The organism is Acinetobacter sp. YH12046, from assembly GCF_013419905.1.
In the GTDB taxonomy this organism is placed as follows: Bacteria; Pseudomonadota; Gammaproteobacteria; order Pseudomonadales; family Moraxellaceae; genus Acinetobacter.
In genome coordinates this window covers 255,570-272,701 of the sequence record NZ_VOZF01000001.1, presented here as the reverse complement: position 1 = coordinate 272,701, position 17,132 = coordinate 255,570, and the positions used below count along the sequence as shown (strand labels likewise).

General features: G+C 45.4%; 13 protein-coding genes and 1 riboswitch. Of the genes, 11 read left to right on the top strand and 2 right to left on the bottom strand.

Features of this window, described 5'->3' with window-relative positions; translation table 11 throughout:
* Positions 1-36: 36 nt before the first annotated feature.
* Positions 37-1,239 carry a CynX/NimT family MFS transporter gene (locus FTU03_RS01230; protein ID WP_179991917.1) on the bottom strand — a complete coding sequence of 401 codons (1,203 nt, stop codon included), beginning with the start codon at positions 1,237-1,239 and terminating at the stop codon, positions 37-39.
* A 409-nt stretch (positions 1,240-1,648) separates the two neighbouring features.
* Between FTU03_RS01230 and murG the strand changes: the two genes are divergently transcribed.
* From murG to lpxC, 7 genes are all read left to right on the top strand, one after another.
* Positions 1,649-2,746 carry an undecaprenyldiphospho-muramoylpentapeptide beta-N-acetylglucosaminyltransferase gene (gene murG, locus FTU03_RS01225; RefSeq protein WP_159123787.1) on the top strand — a complete coding sequence of 366 codons (1,098 nt, stop codon included), beginning with the start codon at positions 1,649-1,651 and terminating at the stop codon, positions 2,744-2,746.
* A 12-nt stretch (positions 2,747-2,758) separates the two neighbouring features.
* On the top strand, positions 2,759-4,207 hold the full coding sequence (gene murC / locus FTU03_RS01220; protein WP_005232692.1) for a UDP-N-acetylmuramate--L-alanine ligase: 1,449 nt from the start codon (positions 2,759-2,761) through the stop codon (positions 4,205-4,207).
* Between the two features lie 53 nt (positions 4,208-4,260).
* Positions 4,261-5,190, top strand: coding sequence for a D-alanine--D-alanine ligase (locus FTU03_RS01215; protein WP_179991918.1), 930 nt, complete (start codon positions 4,261-4,263; stop codon positions 5,188-5,190).
* Between the two features lie 3 nt (positions 5,191-5,193).
* Positions 5,194-6,048: a cell division protein FtsQ/DivIB gene (locus FTU03_RS01210; RefSeq protein ID WP_179991919.1), complete on the top strand. Its 855-nt coding sequence runs from the start codon at positions 5,194-5,196 to the stop codon at positions 6,046-6,048.
* Positions 6,049-6,119: 71 nt separating this feature from the next.
* A complete protein-coding gene (gene ftsA, locus FTU03_RS01205) occupies positions 6,120-7,382 on the top strand; it encodes a cell division protein FtsA (RefSeq protein WP_159123790.1) in 1,263 nt (420 codons plus the stop codon).
* Between the two features lie 159 nt (positions 7,383-7,541).
* Positions 7,542-8,729 carry a cell division protein FtsZ gene (gene ftsZ / locus FTU03_RS01200; RefSeq protein ID WP_179991920.1) on the top strand — a complete coding sequence of 396 codons (1,188 nt, stop codon included), beginning with the start codon at positions 7,542-7,544 and terminating at the stop codon, positions 8,727-8,729.
* Between the two features lie 126 nt (positions 8,730-8,855).
* Positions 8,856-9,758 (top strand): UDP-3-O-acyl-N-acetylglucosamine deacetylase, encoded by a 903-nt coding sequence (gene lpxC, locus FTU03_RS01195; RefSeq protein ID WP_034170289.1) that lies wholly within the window; start codon positions 8,856-8,858, stop codon positions 9,756-9,758.
* Between the two features lie 99 nt (positions 9,759-9,857).
* Here the strand turns inward: lpxC and FTU03_RS01190 are convergent, their stop codons facing one another.
* Positions 9,858-10,298, bottom strand: coding sequence for a DciA family protein (locus FTU03_RS01190; protein WP_004781492.1), 441 nt, complete (start codon positions 10,296-10,298; stop codon positions 9,858-9,860).
* Positions 10,299-10,408: 110 nt separating this feature from the next.
* Between FTU03_RS01190 and FTU03_RS01185 the strand changes: the two genes are divergently transcribed.
* The 4 genes from FTU03_RS01185 (at position 10,409) to FTU03_RS01170 (ending at position 17,062) form a co-directional block, all read left to right on the top strand.
* Entirely contained in the window at positions 10,409-11,098 is a 690-nt protein-coding gene (locus FTU03_RS01185) for a M23 family metallopeptidase (protein ID WP_034170247.1), read from the top strand.
* Between the two features lie 350 nt (positions 11,099-11,448).
* Entirely contained in the window at positions 11,449-14,151 is a 2,703-nt protein-coding gene (aceE, locus tag FTU03_RS01180; protein ID WP_179991921.1) for a pyruvate dehydrogenase (acetyl-transferring), homodimeric type, read from the top strand.
* Between the two features lie 2 nt (positions 14,152-14,153).
* Positions 14,154-16,184, top strand: coding sequence for a 2-oxo acid dehydrogenase subunit E2 (locus FTU03_RS01175; protein ID WP_179991922.1), 2,031 nt, complete (start codon positions 14,154-14,156; stop codon positions 16,182-16,184).
* Positions 16,185-16,272: 88 nt separating this feature from the next.
* A riboswitch (yybP-ykoY riboswitch) is annotated at positions 16,273-16,413 on the top strand.
* Positions 16,414-16,486: 73 nt separating this feature from the next.
* Positions 16,487-17,062: a TMEM165/GDT1 family protein gene (locus FTU03_RS01170; RefSeq protein WP_159123792.1), complete on the top strand. Its 576-nt coding sequence runs from the start codon at positions 16,487-16,489 to the stop codon at positions 17,060-17,062.
* Positions 17,063-17,132: the final 70 nt, after the last annotated feature.

Below are 17,132 nucleotides of genomic sequence, written 5' to 3'. Positions count from 1 at the left end.
TTCAATAATAAAAAAGAGCCTCGTCTGAGGCTCTTTTTATTGGGCATAATGCTTGAATAAAAGCAGGGTCATTAAGATTCCTAATATAGAGAGGCTGGCGGTAACTGCCGCGATATAAGCCCAATTCTGTGTAGTCGAAACCAGTGCTGCGCTCAAAGGCGGCACAAAAAATTGAGCACAGGCTGAAAGCTGTAAAACCAGACCCACACTGGCTGCTGCGGCATTGGCACGCGGGGCATGCTGCAAAGTAATGGCAAAAACAGTGGTCGGGATAATTCCACCAATCAGTGAAAACAGTACAGCACTTATAAACTGTAAGTCGAACATGAGCCATGAACTGGCTGCAAAAGCCAGAAAGCTGCTGCACAGCATGGCTGTAAATCCGGTACTGAATAGCGTCTTGGGTTTCCAGCCACGTTGTAACAACATACCTGCACCAAAAGTGCCGCCCAGATTGGCAAGTACCACGATTGAAACCAGAACGCCTGCAACTTTTAAATCAATGCCGTGTTCGACATACATGCTGGGCAGGAACCCGGTCACGGTAATCCACTGACTGGTATAACAGGCAAAAATAATAGCTAAACACAGAATGGGTGGATGGGTAAGGGTAACTTTGACAATCTGCCAGAATGAAGTATTTGACGGTACTGGTTGAGGAATTGTGTTAGATGCAAATGCCATTGAATCTATTCGCAGGTATCGTTTAATGATGCCTGCAATAATCAAGCATAGACTGCCGAGAATAGCCCAAATATTCTGCCAGTTCAGGTATTCGAGTAAAACAGGAATACTAAAAACAGCAAGACTGACACCGACACCCATATAGGAACTCCAGAGTCCCATTTTAAAATTCAGTGTTTCAGGCCGACTGATCCGTTTTAAAATTGCAGGCACGCACAAGGAAATAGTTAAAAATCCAATCCCTTCGGTAAAGCGGAAGAAATATAAGGCTGTGGCATGCTGAATCCAAAGGCCAGCGATACTGCTCAGTCCTAAAATGATTAACGCCAAAATCATGCAGCGCTTTAAACCCACTTTTTCCGAAAAAGCACCAATACAAAGGGCAAATAGCATCCCGGCCCCTTGTACTAAAGATAGGGAAAACCCGGCTTGCGTAAAACTTAAGCCTAAATCCTGTTGCAGAATAGGAATAATAGCAGACAGTTTGCCGACATGCAGGGCCGCCAGATAACCGGCTAAAATAATCCATAGATCACGAATTGATATTTTTGACATCTATAATGCTTGAGTCCAGTTAAGGAATAGGCGGATCAATTTGAAAAAAATTATATAGAGATAGGGATAACATAAAATTTTATTCAGATTTATATGATTTAGGCATAAGTTAATAGGATGAATTAAATGGAAAAATAGCCAGTAAATAGTGAAAAATGTATAGATTTAGGGAATGACTATAAAAAGATTAAATGAAAAATATTCAAAAATTATGCTTATATTTCACTTAAGTCTAAGGAAAAATGCAGACCTTATAATAAAACTAGTTTAAACTTCAAATTAGTATGAAAAAAACAATGAAACGCTTGTTGAAATAAGGTAAATAAACTTTCAAGGGCAAGCGTTTGTGATTACAATTGATGACTTAAATTAGACCTCCTGTTTCATTTTTTAATTGAAGAATTAGACCGTGACCGACGCTCAGCAAAAACAGCCTAAACATGTCATGATGATGGCCGCAGGTACGGGTGGACATGTGTTTCCAGCGTTAGCCGTTGCAAAAGATCTACAACAACAAGGAATTGAAGTGTCCTGGTTGGCAACACCAGCGGGCATGGAAAACCGATTATTAAAAAACCATAATATTCCAATTTATCAAATCGATATTCAAGGTGTGCGTGGCAATGGTTTTGTGCGTAAAGTCTTGGCCCCGTTTAAAATTTTAAAAGCCACTCTTAGTGCTATGAAGCATATGAAACAGCTCAAAGTCGAAGCTGTTGCAGGCTTTGGCGGTTATGTGGCAGGACCGGGTGGTCTGGCAGCGCGGATCCTGGGTATTCCTGTAATTATTCACGAGCAAAATGCAGTCGCGGGTTTTACCAATACCCAGTTGTCACGGGTCGCTAAAACGGTATGTCAGGCTTTTCCTGATACTTTCCCGGCACAAGATAAAGTAGTAACCACCGGTAATCCGGTACGTAAAGAAATTACAGAAATTTTAAATCCGTCCTGGCGTTATCAGGAGCGGGAAAAAGCTGGCCAGCCGCTACGAATTCTGATTGTTGGTGGTTCACTTGGGGCACAAGCCTTAAATGAACGTGTGCCGGAAGCCTTGAAACAGTTGAATGTACCGTTAAATGTCTATCATCAGTGTGGTCAAAATCATGCTGAAGCAACGCGCGCACGTTATGCAGACAAACCCGCCTCCTTGCAGGTTGAAGTTCAGCCGTTTATTGAAGATATGGCTCAAGCTTATAGCGACGCCGATCTGGTCATTTGCCGTGCCGGTGCACTGACAGTTACTGAAATTGCAACTGCTGGTGTAGCTGCGATTTTTGTACCGCTACCAAGTGCGGTTGATGATCACCAAACTGCGAATGCCAAATTCCTGGCCAATCAGCAGGCAGCCAAAATCTGCCCGCAGGCTACTTTGACGCCAGACAGTTTAAAAACCTTATTAGAGCCGATGCTTGACCGTCAGGTATTGATGGAAATGGCGATCAAAGCACGCCGTCAGGCTCAACCCGATGCGACCCAGCATGTGGTCCGTTTAATTCAAGAATTGTAATCCGAGTAAATTATGTCTCCAGTAACCCCAGCAGACCAAGCAAAGAAATTAATTAAAGTCCCGGAAATGCGCCGGATCAAGCATATCCATTTTGTAGGGATTGGTGGTGCAGGGATGTGCGGGATCGCGGAAGTACTAAAAAACCAGGGGTATAAAGTTTCTGGTTCAGACATCAAGGCCTCTAAAACTACGGCTCAATTAGAAGAAAATGGTATCAAGGTCTATATCGGCCATGCAGCCAGCAATATTAAGGGTGCCAATGTCATCGTGGTATCTACCGCGATTGATAAGGAAAACCCGGAAATCAAGGCGGCTCTTGAAACCCGTACACCGGTAGTCCGCCGTGCAGAAATGCTGGGTGAGCTGATGCGTTACCGTCACGGGATCGCGGTTGCAGGCACTCACGGTAAAACCACAACCACCAGCCTGATCACCTGTATGCTGGCAGAAGAAAATCTGGATCCAACTTATGTGATCGGCGGTTTGCTAAACCGTACCGGTGTGAATGCCGCTTTGGGTGCAAGTCGTTATATCGTGGCAGAAGCCGATGAATCAGATGCCTCATTCCTGTATCTAGAACCAATGGCTGCCGTGGTGACCAATATCGATGCTGACCATATGGATACTTATGGCGGTAGCTTCGATGTTTTAAAAGATACCTTTATCCAGTTTCTGCAAAAACTGCCATTCTATGGTTTAGCGGTTGTGTGTGGTGACGATGCCAATATCCGTGAAATCATGCCACGTATTGGTCGTCCATTACTGACTTATGGTTTTAATGAAGATAATGACATTCGTGCTGTCGATGTTGTACAGGAAGGTATGCGCAGCCACTTTACCGTATTACGTAAAGATCGTGAGCCGCTACGTGTGACTGTGAATCAGCCGGGTCTGCATAATGTACTCAATGCCTTGGCTGCGATTGGTATTGCGACGGATGAAGGCGTATCTGATGCAGCCATTTGCCGTGCACTGGAAGGCTTTAGTGGTGTGGGTCGTCGTTTCCAGGTACAAGGTCAATTCGAACTTGAAGGCGGCGATGTGAAGCTGGTCGATGACTATGGCCACCATCCAAAAGAAGTAGAAGCCACTATTAAAGCCGCTCGTGCCAGCCATCCAGATCGCCGTCTGGTGATGATGTTCCAGCCGCACCGTTTCAGCCGTACCCGTGACTGTTTTGATGACTTCGTAGAAGTGCTTTCACAAGTTGATCAGCTGCTCTTACTTGAAGTGTATCCGGCAGGGGAAAAGCCAATTGTAGGTGCAGATAGCCGCGCATTGGCACGTAGTATCCGTTTACGTGGGGAAGTTGAACCAATCCTGATTGATCCGGTTGAGGGGAACCTGAGCCAGGTGATGAAAAAGGTATTGCAAGCAAATGACTTGTTATTAACCCAAGGCGCAGGTAATGTTGGAGCAATCTCAATCGAACTTGCTCAAAATCATTTATATGTAAAGTAAAATAGTCATGTTATGACTGATTGAACAGATTCAAAAAGTTTAAGGATATAAACGTGTCAAATGCTTCAAAATTCGGAAAAGTTGCCGTATTGCTGGGTGGTAAATCTGCAGAGCGTGAGGTTTCGCTAGATAGTGGAACCGCCGTACTTGAGGCATTAGTGCGTTCTGGGGTCAATGCAGAAGCGTTTGATCCACAAGAGCGTAGTGTTACCGAGCTAGTAAATTATGATCGTGCGTTTGTGGTATTGCATGGTCGTGGCGGTGAAGACGGCCAGATTCAGGGTGCGCTGGAATGGTTGAATATTCCATATACCGGTACAGGCGTACAGGGTTCTGCCATTGGTATGGATAAAGTCAAAACCAAACAGGTTTGGCAGGGTTCAGAATTACCTACTGCGCCATACCGTATCGTGACCAAGAACTCGAATGCGCAAGAAATTGTATCTGCTTTAGATTTGCCGCTGATCATTAAGCCTGTACATGAAGGTTCGAGTATTGGCATGAGTAAAGTTGAAAAAGTAGAAGACTTTGCCGATGCGATTGCCAAAGCGACTGAACATGATGCCGTGGTTATGGCAGAGAAATGGATCACAGGCCGTGAATTTACCATTGTGATTCTGAATGGTCAGGCTCTACCCGTCATTCGTCTGCAACCGCCAGAAGATGTGGCTTTCTATGACTATGAAGCTAAATATCAGCGTAATGATGTGGAATATGGCATTCCATGTGGCTTAAGCGAGTCTGAAGAGAAAGAATTGCAAGCCTTGGCTCTACGTGCCTTCCAGGCAGTGGGTGCAAGTGGCTGGGGCCGTATTGATGCAATGCAGGATGAACAGGGTAATTTCTGGTTGCTGGAAGTGAATACAGTTCCGGGGATGACCAGTCACTCTCTGGTACCAAAAGCGGCAGCAGCCGTCGGCTATAGTTTTGATGCGCTCTGTGTAGCGATTCTGGAACAAACATTAAACGGTGCGGCACACTAAGTTATGGCTCAACTCCCAGCAACCATGCGCCGTAAACGTGCTGCGATTACCTCAATTCACGACAAGCCGCCGACACGCAAAGAGAAACTAACCAACCTGGGTGGTTGGGCCTTGTTGTGTGTCGCGCTGGTGGTGCTGGCTTTTGGGATTTTTGGCCTATACAAGGTGATGACGGATGCTCAGGTAGCAGAGCTGAAAGTGGCAGGAACGCGTACAGCAGCTGAAGAGCGTCAGGTCATGCAGTACGTTTCACCGATTGTGACTGAAAACTATTTTACTTCGGACCTGGAATCGATTCGTGACCGCGCACTGGAATTGTCTTGGGTGGATCGTGTCGTAGTGTCTCGTGCCTGGCCAGACAAAATTCATGTGCGGGTAATGCCGCATCATGCCATTGCACGTTGGGGAACAGGGCGTTTACTAAGTGACAGTGGTGTGATTTTTACGGAAGTCACACCCAAGAATTATCAGGCATTACCGTTACTACATGGGCCGGCGAGCCATGCAGAAACCATGATGCGACGTTATAATGAAATCAATCAGTTATTTTTACCACAAGGTATTCGTTTAAAAGAATTATATTTAACTGAACGAATGACGTGGTTTATGCAGTTTGATTCAGGTTTGCGTGTGATTGTCGATAAAGACCAGACCATGAGCAAGTTGCAACGTTTGAGTCATCTGTCCTATAGCGAACTAAAACCGGTATGGTCAAAAATTTCAGCGATTGACCTGCGTTATCGTAATGGATTGGCGATTCAATGGAAAAATTCAATTCCGCCTAAAATTGTAAATGGTCAATTTATTGTAACCATTAATGACACGGGCGTTGAGAATAATGTAACAGTAAAGCCATAATGACCGGCTTTAAAAACTAGAGGCCTTATAAAGCCATAAATCTAACAAACACGTAATGGTAGTAGTTAATAATGAGTGAAGCTGTTCCCTCGGTTGTGGCGATTGACATTGGGACACACAAAGTTTCAGTTTTGATTGGTAAGGTACACGCGCCAGACAATATCCAAGTGATTGGGATGGCGACCGCTCGTAACCGAGGCATGAATAAAGGAAAAATTGTCAGTCTCGATAAAGTCATTACCGCCATTAAAAACGCCGTACAAGAAGCGGAAGATATGGCTGAATGTCGTGTGCATTCTGCGTGGATTTCGATCCCAAGTGCTGAATTAAAAAGCTTTTATGCCTCGGGTCGTACCACCATTGATAATAGTGAACATTCAATTACGACCAGTGAAGTGGTACGGGCACTTGAGCTGGCCAAAGCCAGTCATGTCACCTCAGATCATTATCTGGTCAGTGCGGTGCCTTTAGGCTTCGAGCTGGATGATGCGCCGGAATGGGTACTCAACCCGATCCGTATGTCGGCACATAGCATGACGGGACATTATCATTTGATGATGTTACCGATCAGCACTATGCAGAATATTGACCGCGCTTTAAAAGGGGCCAATATCGGTGTGGAGAAAATGGTGGTGTCCTGTCTGGCTACTGCTGAAGCCAGCCTGCTGAAAGATGAAAAAGAATATGGCGTGTGTCTGGTAGATATCGGTGCGGGAACCACCAATATTGCTGTTTATTTGGATGGCCGTTTGGCGTTAACCCATACTATTCAGCGTGGCGGTGAACATGTGACCCGTGATATTGCAGCAGTTTTACAGACCACGACAGAAGAAGCAGAACGTCTGAAATTGCTCTATGGCTGTGTTGACCTAAAAGTGGTTAAACCAGAGCATATGATTCAGTTCCAGGGCATTGATGGACCACAAACCATTAGCCGGATTGAACTGACTGAAATTATCATGGCGCGTTATGAAGAAATCATGGGTCTGGTGCGTGATGAACTGGTGAACCATGGCGCGATGCAGGGACTGTATCATGGTGTGGTGCTGACTGGTGATGCCAGTCAGATTGAAGGTATGGTCAGCTTTGTACGCCGTACCTTGGGTGTATCTGCACATCTGGGCAATCCGCCGGTACAGGTCTATGCAGATGAACAGCACCAGGCGGCTTTACGTCGTTCCCAGTACGCAACAGTGGCTGGTTTGCTGATGTTTAGCCAGAGTGATACCCAGGAAACCCTCGTTGAGACCGAAGACGGGGACAAGTTATCAGTAACACAGCGCATTAAACGGGCATGGTCAGGTTTTAACGAAACGTTAAAAGCGATCTTTTAAGAGATTTTTATTGTGAATATTGTTGGGAAGTTGTAGTTAATCGGGCTTGTACTTGACAAGTGCTTGCTTGAGCAGCATTCTTAAAAACAATTTTTATCAAGATTAAGGCAGTATACGGGCTTAGTGACTGCCAATTATGAATTAGGAATTTTATAGGTCATGGCCTCATTTGAATTTTTCGAAGAAGATCATAGCGATAGCAATGGTCAAGCCCGTTTCACTGTATTTGGTGTAGGTGGTGCGGGTGGTAATGCTGTACAGCATATGTTGCAGTCCGATATCCAGGGCGTAAAGTTCGTCTGTGCCAATACAGACAAACAGGCACTGGATCGCATGGAAGCCGAATTTAAAATTCAGCTGGGCGAGCAAAGTACACGTGGTCTGGGTGCTGGAGCAAATCCACAGGTCGGTCAAGCGGCAGCAGAAGAAAGCCGTGAACTGATCCGCCAGCAGCTTGAAGGTACCGATATGGTATTCGTTACTGCCGGTATGGGTGGTGGTACAGGTACTGGTGCTGCGCCAGTCGTTGCTGAAATTGCCAAAGAAATGGGTATCCTCACTGTTGGTGTGGTAACTACGCCATTCAACTTTGAAGGTAAACGCCGTCTGCAATCTGCTGAGAAGGGGATTGAAGCACTAGAACAGCATGTAGATTCTCTGATCATCATTCCAAACCAGCGTCTATTGAAAGTCTTCCGTGATATTTCAATGAAGGATGCATATAAAAAAGCGGATGATGTACTGTTGAATGCGGTACGTAGTATCTTTGACCTGGTGGTACGTCCTGGTCACATTAACCTTGACTTCGCCGATCTGAAAACTGCAATGAGTACACGTGGTTATGCCATGATGGGGGTAGGCTTGGGTCGTGGTGAAAACCGTGCACGTCAGGCAGCAGAGCAGGCGATTCGCAGCCCATTACTGGATAACGTCACCATCATGAATGCCAAAGGTATTCTGATTAACGTGACGGGTGGTGATGACGTAACCTTCGGTGAAATCGAAGAAATTACTGATGTTGTAAACCAGATCGTGGATCTGGATGAAGGTCAGGTCTTCTACGGTACAGTATTTGATCCGGATGCACGTGATGAAATCAGTGTAACGGTGATTGCGACTGGTTTGACTCGCCATGCTGCAGATTCGGTTGAGCCGACTAAACGTGCGAATGTACAGGCAGTACGTCCATCATCATCACAGGCAGTAGTTGAAGATGATGATGTACCGGCAATTCAGCGCCAGCAAAATGAAGCAGGTGCAGCAGCTAATCCTGCCGCTTCAGTTTCTAGTCCGCGTCCAACGCCAATGAGCATCCAAGATTATCTTAAAAATCAACAGCGCAAATAATATGTAACAGCATGTGTTTACGATGATTGCACAGAAAAGGTGGCTTTAGAGCCACCTTTTGTTTTTTATCAATGGCCAAATATGCTAACGTATAGCGGTTTTATTGGTGAACAGATGATAAAAAGCATGTTGAAACAACGTACCCTGCAACGTATCGTGAAAGCGAGCGGAATCGGTCTTCATAGTGGGCAGAAGGTTATGATTAACTTTGTGCCACACCACGCCGATGGGGGCATTGTGTTTCGTCGTATTGATCTGGATCCACCTGTCGATATTCCTGCGGATGCCTTATTGATTCAGGAAGCTTTCATGTGTTCGAATCTGGTTCAGTCAAATGCCAAAGTGGGTACGATTGAGCATGTGATGAGCGCCATTGCGGGACTGGGTATTGATAACCTGATTATTGAAGTGTCAGCTTCAGAAGTTCCCATTATGGATGGCAGTGCCGGACCTTTCATTTATCTGCTCATGCAGGGCGGCTTGCAAGAACTAGATGCACCAAAGAAATTTATTAAAATTATTAAACCTGTTGAAGCCCTGATCGATGATAAACGGGCGATTTTCAGCCCACATGACGGCTTTCAGCTAAATTTCACTATTGATTTTGATCATCCTGCCTTTAAAAAAGAACATCAATCTGCCAGCATCGATTTTTCTACAGAAACCTTTGTTTATGAAGTCAGTGAAGCGCGTACATTCGGCTTTATGAAAGACCTTGACTACTTGAAAGCCAATAATCTGGCTTTGGGTGCAAGCTTGGAAAATGCCATCGGTGTAGATGAAACCGGCGTAGTCAATGAAGAAGGTTTGCGTTTCTCGGATGAGTTTGTACGCCACAAAATTCTAGATGCAGTTGGTGATTTATACCTGCTAGGCCACCAGATTATTGCCAAATTTGATGGTTACAAATCAGGGCATGCTTTGAATAATCAACTATTGCGTAACGTGAAAAGTGACCCAAGCAGCTATGAAATTGTAACATTTGATGACGTAACTCAATGTCCAATTAGTTATGTAACTGTGACATAAGTCCTTGTCTTTGTGTCTTTGTGTTATAACTTAGCTGCATCTAATGTGACACCTGTCACATAAAAACAACATTGGAATTTATTACATCTCATTGCAATGTTACTTTTTATTGCTTGCCAAACGTAGTAAAGCTTGGCTAAGCTTAGGGTCGCTTATAAAGTCAGCAGCACCGCGAAGTAATTCCTGTGTTTCTGGACTCAAGGCTCTTTCAGATTTTTCTGGAACCGGTTGAACAGGGGATGGATTCCTTAAGCAAACCTGGATTTTAGTGAGATCTTTTAATTCGTTTATTTGAGAGAGTTGTGAGATGTATTGCTTTTGAAGATAGGCCAATTGAGAAATCATGGCTTGGTTTTCACCAGTAATCGTTAACACACCATTTTGATAGCAGGCAACTTGCCATTGTTCGGGTTGAGGCAATAGCGGTTGTACGAGTTTCGTAAGCTTCTGCCATGCAGAAACTTGTGATGAGAGAAACGAAAAGTTTCCTGTTTTTATCTGTTTTCTTGTTTTTTGAAAGACGTTGACAGGTTCCGACATACATAATTCCTACATGTTTATGTCTTAATCTTATGCGCTTCTTAAAGTGGATATCAAGGAAGAGATCTTCAAGAAACTCGATTAGCAGTTTAGAGAGGTTTTTTATGCATATGCCTATGCGACGTATCCTATTGGCATTTTCTATTTCGGTTTCAGCTGCTTCAGTAGCTTTTGCAGATTTAGTGGATCTGAATCAACAAGATGCTACACCTGACCGTCTTGAGCAGTTAACACGTACTTTATCGCAGGGTTCTTATACCCATCCTGAAGATATTGATATTCCCGCACAAACTAAATTAAATGTTCAGCTACGTGAAAAACCGGTTGAACTGAATAATCAGACCATTGCTCAAAAATATGGCAATTCTTCATCCAGTAAAGTTGCATCTTCAAATAATCCTTATTCGTGGTTAGTGGCTCATCCATTACCCGACATGAAACGTGTCAGCTCAAATTTTGGCGGCCGTACCATGGGTGGTCGTGCTGAAAATCACTCAGGTCTAGATCTGGCGGCTGCAAGCGGTACACCGATCTATGCAACTGGTCCTGGTATCGTAACCAAATCGGGTTGGGGTACAGGTTATGGTCAGTATGTCGAAATTAACCATGGTAATGGATACCTTACTCGTTATGCCCATGCTTCACGCTTGATTGCACGTGTGGGAGATCAGGTGCAAGCTGGTGATCATATTGCGAATGTAGGTTGTACAGGTCGTTGTACAGGTCCTCACCTACACTATGAAGTAGTAAAAGACGGTCAACGTAAAAATCCTTCAACTTATTTAGCAATGTTGCCTTAAGCATAGCTTTGCTCAAAATAACTGAAATACTTTAATACGTCTGATACTTGATACTCATAAAAAATCAATCAAACCGCTTTTAAGGCAATTAGGCTGAACATTTCTTCTAGGGAGTAGAGAAGGAGTTCGGTCTAATTGCTTTTAGATATTATATTATCACCGAGAATTATAACTGTCGTATAAAAAATCGCCATTATTGACTTCTTTTTGTTACTTTGTGTAAGAAAGTGTCAATGGATATTTAGATAATAAATAGTACTCCAGAACCGCATTCAGCCAGAGCCATACCTGCATAAGCCGTAAATATGATACATATAAGTGATCAATTTGGCTTTCAGGAACTGTAGATTATGGCGTTTTATGGAGATACCGACGCTCAAGAAACCCAAGAATGGCAAGACGCTTTTGACTCCGTTTTGCAGCACATGGGAACCGAGCGCGCCGCCTTTTTACTTGAAAAACTTTATCAACGCGCAATTGCCAAACATGTTCCTATTCAGCGTTTAAATACTCCCTACTTAAACACTATTTCTGTAGAAGAACAACCTGCGATGCCGGGCGACCAGGACATGGAGCGCCGTATTCGCGCGCTGATCCGCTGGAATGCTTTGGCAATGGTGCTTCGCGCAAATAAAACCGGTGATGACTTAGGTGGTCACTTGGCCAGCTTTGCTTCATCTGCCACTTTATACGATGTGGGTTTTAACCATTTCTTCCGTGCCAATAACGACAGCTTCGGTGGCGACCTGATTTACTATCAAGGTCACTGTGCCCCGGGGATTTATGCCCGCTCATTTCTAGAAGGCCGCTTAACTGAAGAGCATCTGAATAATTTCCGTCGTGAAGTCGGCGGCAAAGGTCTGCCTTCTTATCCTCATCCTTACTTGATGCCAGACTACTGGCAGTTCCCGACGGTATCGATGGGCCTGGGTCCAATCATGTCGATCTATCAGGCGCATATTCAAAAGTATCTGATGAACCGTGGCTTGATTAAGGAAGAAGACCGTAAAGTCTGGGCGTACCTGGGTGATGGCGAAATGGATGAGCCGGAAAGCTTGGGTGCGATCTCACTGGCGGGTCGTGAGAAGCTGGACAACCTGATCTGGGTAGTGAACTGTAACTTGCAGCGTCTGGATGGCCCGGTACGTGGTAATGGCAAGATCATTCAGGAACTTGAATCATTGTTCCGTGGTGCTGGCTGGCGCGTGATTAAAGTTGTCTGGGGTCGTCATTGGGATCCGCTACTGGATAAAGACAAATCTGGTGCACTCAAAGCGATTATGGAAGAAGCAGTAGATGGTGATTATCAGCGCTATCAGGTGAAAGGTGGTGCTTATGCACGCGCACATTTCTTTGGTAAATATCCAGAAGCAGAAGCTTTGGTCAAAGACCTGAGCGATGAAGATATCGATAATCTGAACCGTGGTGGTCATGACCCGTACAAAGTCTTTGCTGCCTATGCAGAAGCGACCAAGGCCAAAGGTCAACCAACGGTCATTCTGGCGAAAACCGTAAAAGGTTATGGTCTGTCTGATGAAATTGAAGCGGTGAACAAGACCCACCAAATCAAGAAAATGCAGCTGGAATCGTTGAAATACGTACGTAACCGTTTCAACTTGCCATTTACTGATGAACAACTGGAAGAAATTCCATTCTACCGCCCAAGTGAAAATTCGCCTGAAATTAAATATATGAAGGCACGCCGTGAGGCACTGGGTGGTTATCTGCCAGCACGTCGCAAAGAAAGCAAATCTTTACCGATTCCTGAACTTTCTGTATTTGATGCTGTGCTTAAAGGTTCAAACGGTAAAGAACAGTCCACCACCATGGTCATGGTTCGCCTCATCTCTGCATTATTAAAAGAGAAAGCAATTAAGGACCGTGTGGTGCCGATCGTGCCAGATGAAGCGCGTACCTTTGGTCTGGAAGGGATGTTCCGTCAATTGGGGATCTATGCAGCGCATGGTCAACAATATACCCCTGAAGATCAGGAACAGTTGATGCATTACCGTGAAGCCAAAGACGGTCACATGCTGCAAGAAGGGATTAACGAAGCCGGTGCAATGAGTGCATGGGCAGCCTTGGCGACCAGTTATTCAACCAATAACCTGCCAATGATCCCGATGTACATGTACTACTCAATGTTCGGCTTCCAGCGTATTGGCGATATTGCCTGGGCAGCAGGTGATGCACAGGCGCAAGGTTTCTTGCTAGGTGCAACCGCTGGCCGTACTACCTTAAATGGTGAGGGCTTGCAGCATCAGGATGGTCATTCGCATATTCTGGCCAACACCATTCCAAACTGTGTCTCTTATGACCCATGCTTTGGCTATGAGCTTGCCGTGATCGTGCATGATGGTCTGCAACGTATGTATGTGAATCAGGAACGTGTGTTCTATTACCTGACCCTGATGAACGAAAACTACGAACATCCACCAATGCCGCAAGGTGCAGAAGAAGGCATCAAACGTGGTATGTATCTGCTGGAAGAAGACGAGAAAGCGACGGTTCAGTTGATGGGTTCAGGTGTGATTCTGCGTGAAGTTGTCAAGGCTGCAAAAATCCTGCGTGAGGAATATCAGATTCATGCCAATGTCTGGAGCGTGACCAGCTTTAATGAACTGGCTCGCGATGGTATGGCATGTGAGGAATATAACCGCCTGCATCCTCTGGCTGAAGAAGCGAAAGAACCATGGGTATCTCAGCAGTTACGTGACAAGGACGGTATTGTGGTATCGGCCACCGATCACATGCGTGCCTATAGCGAACAGATCCGTGCCTATCTTCCAGATAGCCGTCCATTCGTAGCCTTGGGTACCGATGGTTATGGCCGTTCAGATACCCGTGGCAACCTGCGTAGCTACTTTGGTGTCGATGCTGCACATATTGTCGTAGCAACCTTGAAGAAGCTGGCAGATGAAGGTGAAGTCGATGCACGTTTAGTGAAAGATGCGATCTCTAGCTTTGAGTTAGATACTGATCGTCCGGTGGCTTGGGCGCCACAGGCGACCCCGGAACTGCATGCTGTTGCTGACTACAAAGAGGAGAACTAATCATGCAAATTACGACTCCAGATATTGGTGTAGATAAGGCAACTGTGGCAGAAATCCTGGTGAAGGTGGGCGATACCATTTCTGTAGATGAGAGTATTGTGCTGCTGGAATCGGATAAAGCCTCTGTTGAAGTGCCAAGCACTTCAGCAGGTGTGGTCAAAAACATCCTGATCAATCAGGGTGATGAAGTATCTGAAGGTACTGTCCTGATTGAACTGCAGGCTGAAGATGATGTCGGTACGGTAGAAAGTCAGGAAGCTGATGCTGCTGACAAAACTTCGGAAAATACCCCAACTGAATTGCCTGATGAGGAAATCCTGCAGGAAGTGGCGGCACATCAGCCTAAAGCCTCTAGCCAAAGTGAACAGGCCTCTCAATCGGCTTCTACATCTACTGTAGAAGTGAAATTGCCGGATATTGGCGTAGAAAAGGCCCTGGTGGGTGAAATTCTGGTTCAGGTTGGCGATGAAGTTGAAGTTGATCAAAGCCTGGTCGTGGTTGAATCGGATAAAGCAACAGTTGAAGTACCAAGTACAGTTGCAGGTACTGTAGAAGCGATTCATATTCAGGAAGGTGATTCAGTCAAAGAGGGGGTGCTGATTCTGACAGTGAAAACTGCAGATTTAGCACCAGCTGCTGAGCAAGCAGCGCCTCAAGCAGAAGAAAAGCCAAAAGCTCAAGCAACACCTGAAGCCAAAACTGAAACAGCACCACAACAGGTGGCATCCCCTGCAGGCGATATTGAAGTAAAAGTACCTGACTTGGGTGTAGACAAGGCTGCTGTAGCAGAAATTCTGGTACAGGTCGGTGATACGGTGGAGAAAGACCAGAGCATCATCGTGGTCGAATCGGATAAAGCGACAGTAGAAGTGCCGAGCACGACTGCCGGAGTGATTAAGGCGATTCATGTTGAGCTGGGCCAGAGTGTTTCTGAAGGTGTGGCACTGATTACGATTAAAGCTGAAGGACAAGCATCACCTGCTGCAGCTCCAGCGACAAAATCAGAAGCACCTGTAGCCAAAGCTACACCTGCACCAGCCGCAGCGCCAAAAGCTGACACTGCTGCTGCGACGCCTGAAACGCATAGTGCAGACAAGCTCACCAAAGAGCAGAACGCTGCCAATGCCAAAGTTTATGCTGGTCCTGCTGTGCGGAAACTGGCTCGTGAACTGGGTGTGGTATTGGCAGAAGTGAAAGCTTCTGGTCCGCATGAGCGTCTAATGAAAGAAGACCTGTTTGCGTATGTGAAAGATCGCCTGACTGCACCGCAAACAACAGTTGCACCTGCGGTAGCTGCAGCTCCTGCTGGCTTGCCAAAACTGCCTGATTTCAGTGCTTTTGGTGGGGTAGAAGAGAAAGCCTTGACGCGTCTGCAACAGGTTTCGATTCCGCAGTTATCGTTAAATAACTACATCCCACAAGTGACCCAGTTTGATGCAGCCGATATCACTGAGCTGGAAGCTTGGCGTAATGAGCTGAAAGGCAACTTCAAAAAAGAAGGTATTGGCCTGACCATCATGGCTTTCATTATCAAGGCTGTAGCTTATCTGCTCAAAGAAGAGCGTGAGTTTGCCGGTCACCTGTCTGATGACGGTAAATCGGTATTGCTACGGAATGAGATCCATATGGGCATTGCGGTTGCGACGCCAGATGGTCTGACTGTTCCTGTATTACGTAACCCGGACCAGAAGTCGATCAAGAAGATCGCTATTGAGCTCGGTGAGTTAAGCCAGAAAGCGCGTGATAAGAAATTATCACCTAAAGATCTGCAAGGTGCGAACTTTACCATCACCAGCTTGGGCTCAATTGGCGGTACAGCATTTACGCCGTTGGTGAACTGGCCGCAAGTGGCGATCTTGGGTATTTCTCCTGCGACCATGCAACCGGTATGGAATGGGGAGGGCTTTGATCCACGTTTGATGCTGCCACTGTCACTATCTTATGACCATCGCGTAATTAATGGTGCCGATGCTGCACGCTTTACCAATAAGCTGACCAAGCTGTTAAAGGATATTCGTACACTCTTGATCTGATTCATGAATGTATGAAAATAAAAACCCTGCTCCGGCAGGGTTTTTTTATATGACAATTTGTAAATATAAACACGCTTGGCTATAATGGGCGCACTTCATTGGGGAGTAGCCGCCTTTTGCGCAAAGCAGAAGGGTGATGGTCAACATATTTGCTCAACAGGGCATGGTCATCATAGCAAAGAACCAAATAAGCTTCTCGAAGCTTTCTTTTGTTGGCAAGACCTTTGATTTACCATTCTGCAGATTTTGGCTGGCGGGAAGGGTGAATCATCGGTAGAAAATGCCAGCCAGAGAAAGACCGCATGTACGAATTCCTGCTTTCCACGGCCATCGTTGCACTTGCCGAAATGGGTGATAAAACCCAGTTACTGGCTTTGCTTCTTGCAGCACGTTTCCGCAAACCGACACCGATTTTAATTGCAATTTTACTGGCAACCCTGATTAACCATGGTCTTTCAGCAGCCCTGGGGCAATGGGTCACTACCGTTATTGGGCCAGAAATTTTGCTGTGGATCGTGTCAGTCGGTTTTATTGGGATGGCAATCTGGATGCTGATTCCGGATGAATTAGGGGATGAAAACGACAGTATCAATAAATGGCAAAAGTACGGCGTGTTTGGTGCGACTTTTGTGCTGTTCTTCCTGGCTGAAATTGGTGATAAAACCCAGATTGCGACAGTGGCACTGGCAGCACGTTTTGACAGTGTGCTTTGGGTGATGATGGGTACTACCGTCGGAATGATGATTGCCAACGCACCTGCGGTATTTATCGGTGATAAACTGGCGAATAAACTTCCAATCGGCCTGATTCATAAAATTGGCGCCAGTATTTTCTTGATCATCGGTGTGGGCACCTTGGCACAACATTATTTATTTTAAAAATAAAAATCAATTTCGTATAAATCCTGAGCTAAAAACTCGGGATTTTTTATTGTGAAATTGTGCTCAA